Origin of the sequence: Streptomyces sp. NPDC002130 (genome assembly GCF_040296465.1) — a bacterium.
In the GTDB taxonomy this organism is placed as follows: Bacteria; Actinomycetota; Actinomycetes; order Streptomycetales; family Streptomycetaceae; genus Streptomyces.
The window spans coordinates 24,573-39,424 of sequence record NZ_JBEOXI010000058.1; the positions used below are offsets into that span (position 1 = coordinate 24,573).

Consider the following 14,852-nt stretch of genomic DNA (forward strand, 5'->3'; position numbering starts at 1 on the left):
GGGGCACCGGCTGTCGGCCGTCCGGCGCGCGCTCCGCTCATCCGAAAGTCCGACCGGTCGGTATCGACAGTCGGGGTGCCCTCCGGTAGAGATACGTCATGCGCATCGCCGTGACGATCTTCCTCACCGACGAGACGATCACCCCGACCCGGCTCGCCCGGGAGCTGGAGGACCGCGGTTTCGCCGGTCTGTATCTGCCCGAGCACACCCACATCCCCGTCGAGCGGACCACCCCGTACCCGGCGGGCGGGGAGCTGCCGCGCGAGTACGGCCGTACTCTCGACCCGTTCGTGGCGCTCGGCCAGGCCGCCGCCGTCACCGGGCGGCTCGGGCTCGGCACGGGCATCACGCTCGTCGCCCAGCACGACCCGATCGACTTGGCCAAGCGGGTCGCGACCCTCGACCATCTCTCCGGCGGCCGGTTCACCCTCGGAGTCGGCTTCGGCTGGAACGTCGAGGAGGCCGCCGACCACGGCGTGCGGTGGAGCACCCGGCGCGAGCTGGTCCGGGACCGGATGGCGCTGATGCGGGCCCTGTGGTCCCAGGCGCCGACCGCGTACGAGGGGGAGTTCGGGAGCGTCCGGGCCAGTCACGCGTATCCCAAGCCCGTGCGGAAGCCGCGCGGCCCGGTCACCGGCCCGCGCACGCTCGTCGGCGGGGCGGCCGGACCCAAGCTGTTCGCCCACATCGGCGAGTACGCCGACGGGTGGCTGCCGATCGGCGGCCGGGGCCTCGGCGAGGCGCTGCCGGTCCTGCGCACCGCCTGGGCCGACGCCGGCCGCGACCCCCGGGCCCTCCAGGTCGTCCCCTACGCCGTCCACCCCACCCCGGGCAAGCTCGCCCACTACGCCGACCTGGGCATCGAGGAGGTCGTGGTGCAGCTGCCCCCGGCGGGGGAGACGGAGGTGCTCAAGACCCTGGACGGCCTCGCCGGGTACCTCTGACAACTCCCCTGTGGGGCAGGGCGGTTGGTGATCCCTACTAAACTGCGGGTCAACAACAGGGTCGGGAACACCGGTGCGCGGCTGACCACCGCGCCGGACGGTGTGAGGGGCCCGGCTCACTGTCTTCACGGGGGAGAGCGTCATGAGGCTTACCTGGTTCGCCTGGCTGTTGCGTCACTTCACGGAGTACGGCTACAGCCAGGGTCTGTTCCGTGCCGCGATCGGCACGACGGCCGTCCTGGTGACGTCCGCGCTGGTCTGGTTCACCCTGCACCGCAACAGACCGGCCGCCGTCGCCGCCGCGGGCCTCACCTCGGCCCTCGGCATCGGGTGGCTGGCCTTCCACTGACGGGGCTTTCCCGAGCCTGATCAGCGCACTCGTATGCTCGAAGGATGACGACTCCCGCGACCTCCGGAACCGGCCCCACCGACAACTCCATGCGTCGTGCCCTGAAACGGGCCAGGGACGGTGTCTCGCTCGATGTCGCCGAGGCGGCGGTGCTGCTCCAGGCCCGGGGTGAGCAGCTGGAGGACCTGTCGGCCTCCGCCGCCCGGGTGCGGGACGCGGGCCTGGCGGCGGCCGGGCGGCCGGGCGTCATCACGTACTCCAAGAGCGTCTTCATCCCGCTGACGCGGCTGTGCCGGGACAAGTGCCACTACTGCACGTTCGTCACCGTCCCGGGCAGGCTGCGCCGCGAGGGCCACGGGATGTTCATGTCGCCGGACGAGGTGCTGGACATCGCCCGCAAGGGCGCCGCCCTCGGCTGCAAGGAAGCCCTCATCACCCTCGGCGACAAGCCCGAGGACCGCTGGCCGGAGGCGCGCGAGTGGCTCGACGCGCACGGCTACGACGACACCCTCGCCTACGTCCGGGCCGTCTCCATCCGCATCCTGGAGGAGACGGGCCTGCTCCCGCACCTCAACCCGGGCGTGATGAGCTGGACCGACTTCCAGCGCCTGAAGCCGGTCGCGCCCAGCATGGGCATGATGCTGGAGACCACCGCGACCCGCCTCTGGTCGGAGCCGGGCGGCCCCCACCACGGCTCTCCCGACAAGGAGCCCGCCGTCCGGCTGCGCGTCCTGGAGGACGCCGGGCGTTCTTCTGTCCCCTTCACCTCGGGTGTCCTGATAGGCATCGGCGAGACCTACGAGGAGCGCGCCGAGTCGCTGTTCGCGCTGCGGAAGGTGTCGCGGGCCTACCACGGCGTCCAGGAACTGATCATCCAGAACTTCCGCGCCAAGCCGGACACCGCCATGCGCGGCATGCCCGACGCGGAACTCGACGAGCTGGTCGCCACGGTGGCCGTCGCCCGGCTCCTCATGGGCCCGAGCGGCAACATCCAGGCCCCGCCCAACCTCGTCGACGACGAGTACGAGCGGCTGATCGGCGCCGGCATCGACGACTGGGGCGGCGTCTCCCCGCTGACCATCGACCACGTCAACCCCGAGCGCCCCTGGCCGCAGATCGAGCAGCTCGCCGAGAAGTCCCGGGCGGCCGGGTTCGAGCTGCGCGAACGCCTGTGCGTGTACCCGGAGTTCGTGCGGCGCGGCGAGCCGTGGCTGGACCCGCGGCTGCGTCCGCACGTGGCCGCGCTGGCCGACCCGGAGACCGGCCTGGCGCGCCCCGAGGCGCTGCCGCAGGGCCTGCCGTGGCAGGAGCCGGAGGAGGTCTTCACGGCGTCCGGCCGCACCGACCTGCACAGCTCCATCGACACCGAGGGACGCACCTCGGACCGCCGGGACGACTTCGACGAGGTGTACGGCGACTGGGGCGCCCTGCGCGAGGCCGCCGCCCCGGGCATGGCACCCGAGCGCATCGACACCGACGTACGCGAGGCCCTGCGCACGGCGGCCGACGACCCCACCAGGCTCACCGACGACGAGGCGCTGGCCCTGCTGCACGCGGACGGCCCGGCGCTGGACGCCCTCGCCCGGGTCGCCGACGACGTGCGGAAGTCGGCCGTGGGCGACGACGTCACCTACATCGTCACCCGCAACATCAACTTCACCAACGTCTGCTACACCGGCTGCCGCTTCTGCGCCTTCGCCCAGCGCCGCACGGACGCCGACGCCTACACCCTCTCCCTGGACCAGGTCGCCGACCGGGCCCAGCAGGCGTGGGACGTGGGCGCGGTGGAGGTCTGCATGCAGGGCGGCATCCACCCGGACCTGCCCGGCACGGCCTACTTCGACATCGCGCGGGCCGTGAAGGAACGCGTCCCGGGCATGCACGTGCACGCCTTCTCGCCGATGGAGGTCGTCAACGGCGCGACCCGCACCGGCATGTCGATCCGCGAGTGGCTGACCGCCGCCAAGGAGGCGGGCCTGGACACCATCCCGGGCACGGCCGCCGAGATCCTCGACGACGAGGTCCGCTGGATCCTCACCAAGGGCAAGCTGCCCGCGGCCGACTGGATCGACGTCGTCACGACGGCCCACGAGCTGGGCATCCGCTCGTCGTCGACGATGATGTACGGCCATGTCGACCAGCCCCGGCACTGGCTCGGGCACCTGCGCACCCTCGCGGGCATCCAGCAGCGCACGGGCGGCTTCACCGAGTTCGTGACGCTGCCGTTCGTGCACACCAACGCCCCGGTCTACCTGGCGGGGATCGCCCGCCCGGGCCCGACCATGCGGGACAACCGGGCGGTCACGGCCATGGCCCGGCTGCTGCTGCACCCGTACATCCCCAACATCCAGACCAGCTGGGTGAAGCTGGGCACGGAAGGGGCGGCCGAGATGCTCCGCTCGGGCGCGAACGACCTCGGCGGGACGCTCATGGAGGAGACCATCTCCCGCATGGCGGGCTCGTCGTACGGCTCGTACAAGTCGGTGAAGGACCTCATCGCGGTGGCGGACGCCGCGGGCCGCCCGGCCAGGCCCCGCAACACCCTCTACGGCGAGGTCCCCGAGGAGCGGCAGCGGGCGGCGGCGGCCTCGGACGGGCATCTGCCGGAGCTGCTGCCGGTGCTCGACTGACCGGTCGCCTACTGGCTCCCGGCGTCCGCCGGCCGGCGCGCCGTCAGGGTGCGGCCGGCGGTGGCGCCGGGGCTCTTCGGCGGCGGGGGAGGGGTGCCCCGGCCCGGCCACAGCAGGAACAGGCCGAGGGAGCAGGCGATCGCCGGCCAGTAGACGTAGCGGTAGTCCGTCGCGGGCATGATCGGCAGATAGCCGAGGATGTAGGCCGCCGAGCTGATGCCCAGCGCCCGGACGGGCATCGCGAACGCGCCCTTGCCGGGGCGGAGGGTGAGCACCAGCGCGACGGCGAGCCAGAACCAGCCGCGGAACAGCCACGGCAGGTCGTGGGCCATGCCCTTGACGTACGTGCCGAGCATGTCCCGCAGGCGGGGGTGCGCCACCTCGACGCCCAGGTCGTTGCGGGAGACCCCGGCCTTGTACGGGTAGTCGGTCTCGAACAGCAGGGTCGTGAAGAGCAGCAGGCGGTACTGGAGGTACTGCGGCACGTGCCCGCTCATCTCCCGCAGCCACAGGGACGTGATCTCGCCCGAGTCCCCGCGCAGCCCGTCCGCCGGGCGCCGGTAGCAGGCCCAGTAGGCGTCGGAGAGGGCGCCGACGCGTTCGCACTCCCGCGCGGAGGCCACGAGCCGGTCCCGCAGGGCGGGTGACACGTCCGCCGAGCGCAGCTCGTCCACGGTCAGCACATGGACGAGGTCGTCGAGCATGATCTGCGCGCCCTGCTTGGTCTGCTGCGGCGCGGCGAACAGGGAGATGGCGGCGGCGGGCACGACGAGCGCGGCCACGAGGGCCGCCGTGCACGTCACCCACGTGCGGCGTCCGGGAGCGCCCCACAGTGCGAGGACCAGCATGACGAAGACGGGGATCGCGGCGAGGAAGGCGTTCTTGCGCACCAGCATGGCGTAGGCGAGGAACAGCACGCCCAGCCAGAGCAGGCCCCAGCGCACGGCGGGACGGAGGTCGCGGTCCCGCAGCAGCAGGCCGGTGAACGCGACCGCGCAGGCGGCGAGCAGCGCGAACGCCGCATGCACGTCCTTCCACACCACCCCGACGAACGTCAGCACGAACGGAGTCAGTCCGAGGCCGAGCACGGCGAGCGAACCGCCCCGGCTCGCGGTGAGCCGCCACACGCACCGGGCCAGCACCCACAGCGCCGCCCAGAAGACGAGGCACTGCAGGACCATCAGGGACGCGATCGAGCCGGTCACCGCGATGAGCGCCTGCCAGACCAGGCTCAGCACGGGCGGATGCCAGTCGGTCAGGGGCTTCTTCCCCTCGGCCTGGCGGAGCTGGTCGAGGCTGTCGGGACTCAGGTAGCCGGGCGCGAAGACGAGGATCGTGGCCAGGCAGCAGACCACGGCGACGGCGGCCAGCCCCCAGGCCCAGTGCCGCCGCCCCCGCCGCATCCATGCCGTTTGTCCCATATGTCGGATGCTAACGGGTCGGTGAGCGCAGGCCGGTCAGGGTGCGACGAAGACGTAGCGCCGGTAGGCGTAGAAGCGGAACAGGGTCGCGAGGATCCAGCCGAGGATGCGGGCGGTGTTGTCGCTGAGCGCCGAGTCGAGTCCGAGCAGATGCCGGGAGGCGAAGACCGTGCCCGCGGTGATGGCGAGCCCGACCCCGTTCGCGACGAGGAACAGCACGAGCTCGTGGGTCACCTTCTCGCGGTGCCGGCCGCGGTAGGTCCAGCAGCGGTTCCCGACCCAGCTGAAGAGCGCGGCGGCGGCCGTCGCGATGACGGAGGCCTGCACGGGAGCGGTTCGCATCACCCCGCCCTCCGCGCCACCGGGCAGACCGAAGACGAGCAGGTTGTAGCCGCCGTTGTCCACGACGAAGGCCAGGGCCCCGACGACGCCGAACTTGGCGGCCTCGCGCCAGATGCCCTTGATGGCGTCACGCGCACGCAGCGTCACAGAGTCGAGCACCGGCACACGGCGAGCGTAACGACCCGGCGCGCCCCATCCGGTCAGGCGCGCTCATATCGCACTATGTCCGACTGTATGAGGTGCTGATGTATGAGGTGCTGACTGTGTGAGGAACCGGTCGCGTGACTCGAGTGAGGAGTGGTCGTGGAACCGACGATCGCGTGTGTCGTGCCGTGCCACAACGAGGAGGCGGCCGTCGGCAAGGTGGTCCGCGACCTGCGCGCGGCCCTGCCCGAGGCCGTCGTCTACGTGTACGACAACGCCTCCACCGACCGGACCGTGGAGGTCGCCCGGGCCGCCGGCGCGATCGTCCGGGAGGAGACCCGCAAGGGCAAGGGCAACGTCATCCGCCGCGCCTTCGCCGACGTCGACGCCGACGCGCTGCTCATCATCGACGGCGACGACACCTACGACGCCTCCCGCGCCCGCGACCTGGTGGACCTGCTCTTCGACGGCCCCTACGACCAGGTCGTCGGCGCCCGCCGGGTGAGCGCCGACGGGGCCTACCGGGCCGGGCACGCGGTCGGCAACAAGCTGCTCACCGGGGCCGTGCGGTCCCTGTTCGGCAACGACGTGACCGACATGCTCAGCGGCTACCGGGTCTTCTCGCGACGCTTCGTCAAGTCCTTCCCGGCGCTGGCCCGGGAGTTCGAGACCGAGACCGAGATGACGATCCACGCGCTGCACCTGCGGCTGCCCACCGCGGAGGTCCTCACCGACTACCGGGTCCGGCCCGCCGGCGGCGAGAGCAAGCTGCGCACCTACCGGGACGGCTGGCGCATCCTGCGGGTCATCCTCGACCTGGCCCGGCGCGAGCGCCCCTCGCTGGTCCACACCGTGCTCGCGGGCGTCCTCGCCCTGGTCTCGGTCGTCCTCGGCATCCCCGTCATCGCCGACTTCGTCGAGACGGGCACCGTGCCCCGGGTCCCCACGGCGATCCTCGCCGCCGCGATCATGACCATCGCGGCGCTCGTGCTGCTCGTGGGCTACATCCTCGAATCGCTCATGCACATGCGCCAGGAGCAGACCCGGCTGGTGCACCTCTCCTACCCGGCCCCGGTGCGCACCCCCCGCTACGCCGCCCGCGGCGCCGGCACGGGCCCGGTCCCGGTCCGCAAGACCGCCGGGGGTGCCTGAGGGAGGGAGCCGAGGGGCCGCGGGCGCGCAGTACGATGATCGGAGCCCCGCTTCGGCGCGGGGTCCCGTGACTGAGGAGATGCGTGCCGGTGCCTGCCCGACTTCCTTCGTGGGCCTGGGTGACCGGGCTGACCGTGGGAGCGATAGCCGCGGTGACGGTCCTGGGCGTGCAGGCGGACCGGGGCACGCACCCCACCGCCACCTCGGCCAAGCCGAGCGCCACGGCCTCGGCGCAGCCCACCCCGACGGCGTCGGTCCCGGCGCGGGTGCCCGACGGGTCCGGCACCGGCCGGCGCATCGTCTACTCCCTCGGCGAGAAGCGGGTCTGGCTGGTCGACGCGAGCGAGGCGACCCGCCGGACGTTCACCGTCTGGCCGGGCTCGGTCAGCCCCGACCCGGGCAGCTACACGGTGTCCTCGCGCAACCCGGCCACGACCGGCTCGGACGGCGTCCAGATCGAGCACATCCTGTACTTCGCCGCGAAGTCCGGCGTCTCGGTCGCCTTCTCCAACGCGGTCGACGGGGCCTCACCGCCGCCCGCCGCCTCCGGCACCACGACGGGCGGAGTCAGGATGCGGAAGGCGGACGGCACGGCCCTGTGGACGTTCGGCACGGTCGGCACGACGGTGACCGTGGTCAAGTAGCGGCACGGCCGCGCGGGAGCGGCGCTCAGGAGGCGGACGTGTCCGCCCGCCGGGCCGACAGCTGGTTGACGATCAGCACGACCCCGCTGAACAGGAAGATCCGGGTCGCGGCGTCCAGCCCGTTCCAGCTCTTCGACTGCCACATCGAGAACCACTCACCGCCGATCGCGATGAACCCGGCCCCGAACAGCAGCATCACCATCAGCAGCCCGTACGTGGAGAACTGCCGGGCGCGCTGGTCGTCGCGTCTGGCCCACAGCCAGCTCCCGTATATGAGGACCAGCGCGGCGAGGGTCTCCCAGACGATGATTCCGACGTAGGCCGCGTCCTGGAGGCCCCGGCTCGTGACGGCCCGCCACATCAGGTCCTCGTCCTTGAACGTGGTGTCCATGGCCAGCACATGCCGGACGAACTGCTGGTTGGTCCCGAAGTCGGTGATGTTCCCGAAGGCGACGAGCGCCATGTAGAGGGCGATGGTCGCGGTGAGCAGGGTGGCGGCGAGCGACAGCGGGCCGCGTGGTGTGGAGGTGGAGGTGGCCATGCCGATCATTCTCCCCGCGCACGGGCAGTCGATGTACCCGGCGGCGGTTGAGCGAGAATGACGACCGGGGCCGACCGCGCGAGACGAGGGGAACGTACGGATGGCGCAGCCGCAACCGTCCATGCAGGAGCTGATACGGCAGCGCGGCCGGGCCGGTTTCGTCGGCCGCTCCGCCGAACGTGCCGCCTTCCGCGCCAACTTCGGCACCGCCCCGCAGGACGAACGCCACCGTTTCCGCTTCCACGTACACGGCAACGCGGGCGTCGGGAAGACCTTCCTGCTGCGGGAGTTGGAGCAGATCGCCCGCGAACGGGGCGCGCTGACGGCGTACGTCGACGACGGCGCGGGCAGCGTGCCGGAGGTGATGGCGGAGATCAGCCGCCAGTTCGCCGCCCAGGGACGGCGGTTGAAGGAGCTGGACCGTCTGCTCGCCGCACACCGCGAACACCGGCACGAGGCGGAACTGGCCGCATCGGCCGTCCTCGACACCCGGCCGGAGGAGACCGGCCCGTCCACAGGTGGCCGGATGGCGGCACGGGCCGGGGTGGTCGCCGCCGGGATGGTACCGGTGGTCGGGCCGCTGGCCGGGATGCTGGACGCGGAGCAACTCGCCCACGTCGCCGACCGGTTGCGCGCGAGCCTCATCGCCCGCTTCCGCAACCCCGAGGACCTCCGGCTGGTCCTCACCCCCGAGCAGGTGCTCACCCCGGTACTCCTGCGCGAACTGGCGGACTCGGACGCGCCCTGGATCGCCCTCTTCCTGGACACGTACGAGCGGACGGGCCCGTACCTGGACCCCTGGCTGCACGAGACGATGACGACGGACCGCCACGGCGGCGTGCCCGCCACGACGGTGGTGGCCACGGCGGGCAGGACGCCCCTGGACCCGGCCCGCTGGGGCGGACTGGCGGACTTCGTGGCGGACTTCCCGCTGGCCCCCTTCACGGAGCCGGAGGCGCGCGGCCTGCTGGCCGCCAAGGGCGTGACGTCCGAACCGGTCGTGGAGGAGGTGCTGCGCCTCACCGGCGGCCTCCCCGTCCTGGTCTCCACCCTCGCCGAGTCGCGCCCCACCGCCCCGGACGACGTGGGCGACCCGAGTGGGACGGCCGTGGACCGCTTCCTGAAATGGGAGCAGGACCCGGTACGGCGGGCCGCCGCCCTGGCCTGCGCACTGCCGAGGTGGCTGGACGGCGATGTGTTCCGGGCGGCGGTCGACAGCCCCCCGGAGCAACTGGCGCTGCTCTACGCGTGGTTGCGGGCTATGCCGTTCGTCAGCGAGCGCGGCGGCGGACGGCTGCGCTACCACGACGTCGTACGGGCGCCGATGCTGCGCGCGGAACGCCGCAGGGCGCCCCGGGAGTGGGCACAGCGGCAGCGGCGCCTGGCGGGCACGTTCCGCCAGTGGCGGGAGGAGGCCGGACGGGGCGTGGCCGACCCCTGGCTCGACGACACCTGGCGGGACCTGCGCCAGGCCGAGTTCTACCACCTGCTCTGCGCCGGTGAACGGGAGGCGCTGCCCCGGGCGTTGCGGGACTTCGTCCACGCCTGCGGCGCCGGTGAGGTCATGGCCGTGCGGTGGGCACGCGTGCTGGTGGACGCCGGGCAGGACGCGGACCTCCGGCCGGTGGCCGAGTGGGGGACCGAACTGACGGCGGCACTCGACGCGGAGGGCATCGCCGCCGCGCTGGGGCTGCTCCTGCGCCGTGCGGTGCTCGACGCTCCGACCCAGGCCCGGGCCCGCCTCGTACGGGGCGACGGGCTGCGCGGCGAGGGCGCGTACGCGCAGGCCCTCACCGAGTACGACCGGGCCGTCGCGCTCGATCCGGAACTGGCCGTCGCCTACCGGCACCGGTCCGGGATCCGGGGCGACCTGGGTGACCACGACGGGGCGATCGCCGACCTGGACCGAGCCGTCGAGCTGGACCCGGGCAACGCCTGGTACGTCGCGCTGCGCGGCGAACACCACCGGATCGCCGGACGGGACACCGAGGCGATCCGGGACCTCACCGAGGCGGTCCGCCTCGACCCCGCGCTCGGATTCGCCTGGGCCTCCCGGGGCGCCACCCACGAGCGCGCCGGAGACCTCGACGCGGCGCTCGCCGACCTCGGACGGGCGCTGGACCTCGACCCGGACTACGCGTGGGCGCTCGCCCGCCGCGCCCGGGTCTGGCGGGCGCTGGGCGACTCACACCGCCAACTGGCCGACCTTGACCGGGCGTTGGACCAGAGCCCCGACTGGCCCTGGGCCCGCTGCGAACGCGGTGACGCGCTGCGTGCCGCGGGCCGCGACGAGGAGGCGGTCGCCGACCTCGACCGTGCTCTGGCCCTGGACCCCGGATACACCTCGGCGTACGCGAGCCGGGGCGCGTCCCTGGCCGAACTGGGCCGCCACACGGAGGCTCTGGCCGACCTGAACCGGGCGGTGGACCTCCGCCCGGGATACGTCTGGGCGTTGTGCCGCCGGGCCGTGCTCCAAGCCTCCACGGGCCGCATCGAGGAGGCACGGGCCGACGTGGATCGAATCCGCGAGCTGGATCCCGATGCCCTGGAACGCCTTCCGGACGGCGACCGCGCGGTACTGGCCCGACTGCCGTACGAGTGACTCCCGGCAGCCGGGCGGCCGGCACCGAGCCCCCGGCCAGACCCGAGGGGGACGTTCCGAGCTCTCCTGGAATGCCTCGATGCGGCGCAGCCTGCGGCCGGTCGCTACCCCGAACGAGCCCTTTGGCTCCCCGTTCTCGTCGTGCTGGTCGACGGTGGTGTCTCTTTGGCCAATCGCACCTCCCGCCCCACGACCGGTGCGACAGGTGAAAAGGGCACGGGCACGCAGCGCCGCTGACGGCGGTGAGTACCCGTGTGATTGAGCTGCAAACAATGCGACTCTACGTCGCCGCTGTGTCCCTGAATGCGCCAGGTCAGCGCAGTTCTCCGAGCACCTGTGACGTTGTGTGATGCGCAAAGTTGGCACGAGAGGGAACGGCCCGAAGGAAGCTTCGGTGTTTGACGCTTGCAGGAACCCGATGCCTACCGTGTGGGCTGTGACTCCCGTCGCCCGAAGGGGGGAATGGAGTATGGAAATACTCCGGATTCCAGATGTCGAGAGACAAGAGCTGATCGCACGCATTCCCGATGACGAGCAGCGTTCCTTACAGCTCGGAACATTGGGACCGGCCGGCACCAGCAGTGAATACGTGGCCCACATGATGTCGAGGAGCGTCGCGGACGGGGCGCGTCTACGGATCGTTCTGGAGGATACGTACGAGCGGTGCGTGGACGCACTCACCGAACGCCGACTCGATCTGGTGCTGGTGGCACACGCCTATCCAGGCATCAACGCCTTCTACATGCATCCCGGGCTGGAGCCGGCGATCGTCTTCCGCGGCAGCACCCCGGAGTACGGCCTGGCCATCCGGGACGACTTCACCTTCCACGAGGAACTGCTCGACAGCGAGACCGTGGTGTCCCACCCCGCTCCCATTCCGCTGCTGCGCTACCACCTCGGCCGGCTCCTGCACATGGTCACCGTGGACTCCACGAGCCAGGCGGCCTGTGACGTGGCCGACGGCCGGTACAACGTGGCCATCACGAACGAGGAGGCGGCCAAACAGCACCACCTCAAGTTCGTCTACAAGTTCTCCCGGATTCCCATGACATGGACCGTCTTCGCGAGGAGGAACGACTGACATGACCACCCATGTGCAGGAACGACGCTACTTCCCGGCCGCCGCCGTGGCACTCCACGACGACGGAGTGCGGGTGGAGTCCTACTGGCGCGACGACACGGAGGTGAGGGTGTCCGTCGTACCGCCCGGAGCCCGGGTTCCGGACCGTCCCCACGGGCAGGCGCAGGTCGGAATGGTCATAGAGGGCCGGCTCTCCGTGACGGTGGGGGAGGCCACCCGGCTCATGGAACGTGAGCACCACGTCTGCGTGGCCCCTCCGGGCGTCGCCTTCTCGGCCGTCAACCCGACGGATTCGGAAGCCGTCTTACTGGAGCTGAGGCGCAACAAACCGGGTGAGAGCTACCCCGCGCCGAGCGACTGGTTCCTCGAACCGTTCGAATCGCGAAAGTTCGTCGGGATGGACGTCACGTTCTTCGTCGCCGACTGGATCGAGCTGATGATCGCCGACATCCCGGCCGGCGGCGAGATGCCCTATCACCGGCACTCCCACGAACAGATAGGGATTTGCCTCGAGGGCCGCTACGAGATGACGGTCGAGGAATCCAGCCACGAGCTGCGCTTCGGAGGCACGTACTTCTGCGCGAGTCAGGAGGGACACGGGGCCGTGAATCCGAACGACGGGGTGGCGCGCTCCGTCAACATCTTCATCCCGCCTCGCTACCATCGGGTGCCCGGCCGGAAAACCACCCGGAATGGCGAGGAGAACAGCGAGCGGGAAAACCCGTGACACGGGTGGCGATCGTTCTGGGGGCCAGCCACGGCATAGGGCGAGCCACCGCCTTGCACCTCAACGCGAAGGGATACGTGACGGTCCTGTGCGCCCGCAGCCGCCAAGCGCTGGAGGAAGTCGTCGAGGAGTCGGACGCCGAGAAGACCGCCCACGTGATGCCTGGTGACGTCACCGAACCGCCCTTCTGCGAGGAACTGGCGGGCGAGGTCGAGCATCGGTTCGGCAGGATCGACGTGCTCGTCAACAACGCGCCCGGCCCGTCACCGGGGTCCTTCGACACCGTCCGAGCCGACGACGTGAGTGCCGCGATGGGGCAGAAACTGGTGCCGTACCTGGCCGCCGTGAAAAGCGTCGCGCCGGTCATGGTCAGAAACGGATTCGGCCGGATCGTCAATATCGTCGGCAACGCCGGCAAAGAACCCTCCCCCGGCCTCTTCCTCTCCGGTCTGGTCAACGCGGCCGTCGCCAATGCCAGCAAGTACCTGGCGAATCAGTACGCCCCGCACCATGTGACCGTGAACTGCCTCCATCCCGGCACGGTCCGGACCCGGCGGTACGCCCGGGCCGTGGCCCACCTGAGCCGGACCGCCGGCATACCGCAGGCCGAGGCGGAGGACCGGATGAGACGGGCGATCCCCATGGACCGGCCCGGCGAGGCACACGAGGTCGCCGCCGTCATCGGATTCCTGGTCTCGGACGAGGCCTCCTATCTGACCGGGCAGCAGATCTCGGTCGACGGCGGGCAACTGACATGCGCGTGACAGCGCGAGCGATGCGCTGAACGGCCGCACACGGCGTGGGAAGGGCTTGACGGAGTGTCGCACCAAAAGAACAGCGGGAGGGACCAGGCCGACTTCCCCCTGCTTCCGGTTCTCGCGCTGATGGCGGGCATCTTCACGGTCGGATCGGAGGAACTGGTCGTCTCACCGCTGCTGGTGCGCATGGCCACGTCGTTCGACACGACGGTCGGCGTCATGGCGCTGTCGGTCAGCGTCTACGGCGCCACGACGGCGCTCGGCGCGCTGCTCTTCGCACCCCTCGGCGACCGCGTGTCGCGGCGGCTCAGCCTGTCCATCGGGATGGCGGTGTTCATCCTGGGCACGGTGCTCTGCGCGGTCGCTTCGGGGACAGGTGTGTTCTTCACGGGCAGGGCGCTGGCCGGCCTGGCGGCGGGGGCGTTCGTGCCCACCGCCTACGCCTTCGTCGGTGACCAGATCCCGTACGAGCACCGCGCCAAGGCGATGGGCATCCTCGTGTCCAGCTGGTCACTCGCGCTGGTTCTGGGCGTGCCGATGGGGTCCTTCGTCGGGCAGTGGGTGGGCTGGCAGTGGACCTTCGGTCTGCTGGCGCTGCTCGGTGCCCTCGTCCTGTCGGCGATGCTCCGCATCGGCGGCGAGCGGCGCCCCGGCAGCGAAGGCCGAGCCACGCCGCGAGAGGTCCCCGAGCCGTCGCCGGGATGGACACGGTCGGCGGCCCGGGCCTTCTTCGCACCCCGAGTGCCGACGTACGTGCTGGCCACCTTTCTGGTGATGCTCGGCTGGTACGGGATGTACACGTTCCTCGGGACCGCCCTGGAATACCGGTACGGCTCCGGAAGCTCGCTGACCGGCGTCATGATCCTGCTCTACGGTGCGGGATTCGCGTCGAGCTTCGTCACGGGCAGGTTCGCCGACCGGCTGGGCAAGGAACGCGTCCTGACCGTCACGCTGGCGGGGCTGGTGCCGGCGCTCGTGGGTGTTCCGCTGCTCATCCACTGGACGGTGCCGCTGGCGGCGTGCCTCTTCGGCTGGGGCATCCTGCAGAGCCTGGCCGTCACCCTTCTCAGCACGCTGCTCAGCGAATGCTCACAGCGCCATCGAGGAACCATCCTGGCCTTCTACAGCCTCGCGACCAATCTCGCCGTGGCTGTGGGAGCCGCCGCGCTCGCCCCCTTGTTCACGGCCCACGGCTTCCTCGCCGTGGGGTGCGCCTGCGCCGGCATCACCGCCGTCGCCTTCGGCTTGAGCAGATGGACGTCCAGCGCGGCGACAAGCAGTCCCTCGCCCGTGACGGCGTCCCGGGCAAGGGGAGGAGACAAAGGGGAGGACACGTGAGGACCGAGTGGGCGGGCCGGCTGCGAAGCCTGCCGAGAAGTTCGTTCGCGACCACCGGAGCCAGGGTCGACGACCTGGTCAGGTCGGGCGAGGACGTCATCAACCTGTGCCAGGGGAATCCCGACCTGCCGACACCACCACACATCGTCGAGGCGCTCCGGACGGAGGTACTCGACCCC

The 14,852-nt window shown here is 71.3% G+C and carries 13 protein-coding genes and 1 pseudogene; 11 read left to right on the forward strand and 3 right to left on the reverse strand.

The annotated features are described in order from the left end of the window. The first annotated feature begins 98 nt into the window (after window positions 1-98). The 3 genes from ABT116_RS14070 to ABT116_RS14080 all read left to right on the forward strand — a co-directional run bounded on the left by ABT116_RS14070 (window position 99) and on the right by ABT116_RS14080 (window position 3,923). Complete coding sequence (locus tag ABT116_RS14070; RefSeq protein WP_351632270.1) at window positions 99-944, forward strand: LLM class F420-dependent oxidoreductase; 846 nt, start codon at window positions 99-101, stop codon at window positions 942-944. 142 nt (window positions 945-1,086) lie between these two features. Further along, window positions 1,087-1,293 (forward strand): hypothetical protein, encoded by a 207-nt coding sequence (locus ABT116_RS14075; protein ID WP_351632272.1) that lies wholly within the window; start codon window positions 1,087-1,089, stop codon window positions 1,291-1,293. A gap of 44 nt (window positions 1,294-1,337) precedes the next feature. Next, entirely contained in the window at window positions 1,338-3,923 is a 2,586-nt protein-coding gene (locus tag ABT116_RS14080; RefSeq protein ID WP_351632274.1) for a bifunctional FO biosynthesis protein CofGH, read from the forward strand. Between the two features lie 8 nt (window positions 3,924-3,931). Here the strand turns inward: ABT116_RS14080 and ABT116_RS14085 are convergent, their stop codons facing one another. After that, window positions 3,932-5,344, reverse strand: coding sequence for a hypothetical protein (locus ABT116_RS14085; RefSeq protein ID WP_351632276.1), 1,413 nt, complete (start codon window positions 5,342-5,344; stop codon window positions 3,932-3,934). A gap of 36 nt (window positions 5,345-5,380) precedes the next feature. Beyond that, window positions 5,381-5,851 carry a GtrA family protein gene (locus tag ABT116_RS14090; protein WP_351632279.1) on the reverse strand — a complete coding sequence of 157 codons (471 nt, stop codon included), beginning with the start codon at window positions 5,849-5,851 and terminating at the stop codon, window positions 5,381-5,383. 132 nt (window positions 5,852-5,983) lie between these two features. On the opposite strand from ABT116_RS14090, the gene ABT116_RS14095 reads away from it, so the two are divergent. Next, a complete protein-coding gene (locus tag ABT116_RS14095) occupies window positions 5,984-6,982 on the forward strand; it encodes a glycosyltransferase family 2 protein (protein ID WP_351632281.1) in 999 nt (332 codons plus the stop codon). A gap of 89 nt (window positions 6,983-7,071) precedes the next feature. Then, on the forward strand, window positions 7,072-7,626 hold the full coding sequence (locus ABT116_RS14100) for a hypothetical protein (protein ID WP_351632284.1): 555 nt from the start codon (window positions 7,072-7,074) through the stop codon (window positions 7,624-7,626). A gap of 25 nt (window positions 7,627-7,651) precedes the next feature. Here the strand turns inward: ABT116_RS14100 and ABT116_RS14105 are convergent, their stop codons facing one another. Further along, window positions 7,652-8,167, reverse strand: a complete 516-nt coding sequence (locus ABT116_RS14105; RefSeq protein ID WP_351632286.1) for a DUF2165 domain-containing protein — start codon at window positions 8,165-8,167, stop codon at window positions 7,652-7,654. A 100-nt stretch (window positions 8,168-8,267) separates the two neighbouring features. Between ABT116_RS14105 and ABT116_RS14110 the strand changes: the two genes are divergently transcribed. The 6 genes and pseudogenes from ABT116_RS14110 to ABT116_RS14135 form a co-directional block, all read left to right on the forward strand. Further along, window positions 8,268-10,769: a tetratricopeptide repeat protein gene (locus ABT116_RS14110; RefSeq protein WP_351632288.1), complete on the forward strand. Its 2,502-nt coding sequence runs from the start codon at window positions 8,268-8,270 to the stop codon at window positions 10,767-10,769. A 667-nt stretch (window positions 10,770-11,436) separates the two neighbouring features. Beyond that, window positions 11,437-11,850, forward strand: a complete 414-nt coding sequence (locus ABT116_RS14115) for a type 2 periplasmic-binding domain-containing protein (protein ID WP_351632290.1) — start codon at window positions 11,437-11,439, stop codon at window positions 11,848-11,850. A 1-nt stretch (window position 11,851) separates the two neighbouring features. Further along, window positions 11,852-12,577, forward strand: coding sequence for a cupin domain-containing protein (locus ABT116_RS14120; protein ID WP_351632293.1), 726 nt, complete (start codon window positions 11,852-11,854; stop codon window positions 12,575-12,577). Window positions 12,578-12,582: 5 nt separating this feature from the next. Beyond that, entirely contained in the window at window positions 12,583-13,341 is a 759-nt protein-coding gene (locus ABT116_RS14125; RefSeq protein ID WP_351632295.1) for an SDR family oxidoreductase, read from the forward strand. Between the two features lie 54 nt (window positions 13,342-13,395). Further along, on the forward strand, window positions 13,396-14,673 hold the full coding sequence (locus ABT116_RS14130) for an MFS transporter (RefSeq protein ID WP_351632298.1): 1,278 nt from the start codon (window positions 13,396-13,398) through the stop codon (window positions 14,671-14,673). Beyond that, window positions 14,670-14,852, forward strand: a pseudogene (locus ABT116_RS14135) (LL-diaminopimelate aminotransferase); the annotation flags it as partial. The gene ABT116_RS14130 and the pseudogene ABT116_RS14135, both read left to right, overlap by 4 nt.

What these genes read in the sequence shown, in the direction of transcription:
- ABT116_RS14070 (WP_351632270.1), top strand. Translation starts at nt 99, where the DNA reads ATGCGCATCGCCGTGACGATCTTCCTCACCGACGAGACGATCACCCCG.
- ABT116_RS14075 (WP_351632272.1), top strand. Translation starts at nt 1,087, where the DNA reads ATGAGGCTTACCTGGTTCGCCTGGCTGTTGCGTCACTTCACGGAGTAC.
- ABT116_RS14080 (WP_351632274.1), top strand. Translation starts at nt 1,338, where the DNA reads ATGACGACTCCCGCGACCTCCGGAACCGGCCCCACCGACAACTCCATG.
- ABT116_RS14085 (WP_351632276.1), bottom strand. Translation starts at nt 5,344, where the DNA reads ATGGGACAAACGGCATGGATGCGGCGGGGGCGGCGGCACTGGGCCTGG.
- ABT116_RS14105 (WP_351632286.1), bottom strand. Translation starts at nt 8,167, where the DNA reads ATGGCCACCTCCACCTCCACACCACGCGGCCCGCTGTCGCTCGCCGCC.
- ABT116_RS14110 (WP_351632288.1), top strand. Translation starts at nt 8,268, where the DNA reads ATGGCGCAGCCGCAACCGTCCATGCAGGAGCTGATACGGCAGCGCGGC.
- ABT116_RS14120 (WP_351632293.1), top strand. Translation starts at nt 11,852, where the DNA reads ATGACCACCCATGTGCAGGAACGACGCTACTTCCCGGCCGCCGCCGTG.